The sequence below is a fragment of the Bacillus sp. mrc49 genome (assembly GCF_002803435.1).
Map to the genome: position 1 here is coordinate 1 of NZ_PHNG01000235.1, position 762 is coordinate 762.

Below are 762 nucleotides of genomic sequence, written 5' to 3' on the forward strand. Positions count from 1 at the left end.
AAAATGAAAGGTTGATGAAAATGAAAAAGAAGATGGCGTTGTTTGTTTTAGGGATTACGTCAATTGTATCTTTGGTAGGTTGTACGACCGAAGCAGATACGGTTTCAGAGAATCTATCAAAGTCAGCAGATTCTTTTGAAGTACAGAGAAGAGTAGTATTTTTCAATGGAATAACAGACAAATACCTTCTTACGGTTGAAGGGCTATGTGCACTTAATACGGATAGTGGTAAGAAGCTAACTGTCACTTGCAAAGTTGGAAAAGATCAATACAAGAAGCATTACCTTGGCTTGAGTGACAACGTAAGCTACTTTGTAGAACAAACAGATGCGAAGTACGAAGATGCATACCATTATAAAGTGTTATTTAGGCCAGAAGAAATCATTCCAGACATTGACTTACAGACAAGTAAATAAAGTATGTCGCGAATAAACAGGGAAGGAGCCCACTCATGAAAGAACTAGCCGAGCTTCGTCGAATTGTGGACGGCCAAAAGACAGTTTCAACAAAACGTTTAAAACCTTTGCTGGATGAGATTCAAAGTTCCTATATCCAAACGGGCAATAAGGTGAAAAGCCAGGCAGAGACCATTAGGAAAATCAACAAAAAATACAGTGTGGTAAATTCCAAGGCGGAAAGATTATCGGTCCATGTCCAAACTCATGAGGAACTTAAAAAGGCTCATACAGAATTAAAGGCAAAATATAAAGCTGCCATGAAAGAGCTTCATAATAGGCCCAAATAAAAGGGAGGTTTGCACAT

The 762-nt window shown here is 38.3% G+C and carries 2 protein-coding genes; both read left to right on the plus strand.

What is annotated here, in order from left to right:
• Positions 1-32 precede the first annotated feature (32 nt).
• Positions 33-416: a hypothetical protein gene (locus CVN76_RS01710; RefSeq protein WP_442857529.1), complete on the plus strand. Its 384-nt coding sequence runs from the start codon at positions 33-35 to the stop codon at positions 414-416.
• A 35-nt stretch (positions 417-451) separates the two neighbouring features.
• A complete protein-coding gene (locus tag CVN76_RS01715; RefSeq protein WP_100530150.1) occupies positions 452-745 on the plus strand; it encodes a hypothetical protein in 294 nt (97 codons plus the stop codon).
• The last annotated feature ends 17 nt before the right edge of the window (positions 746-762 follow it).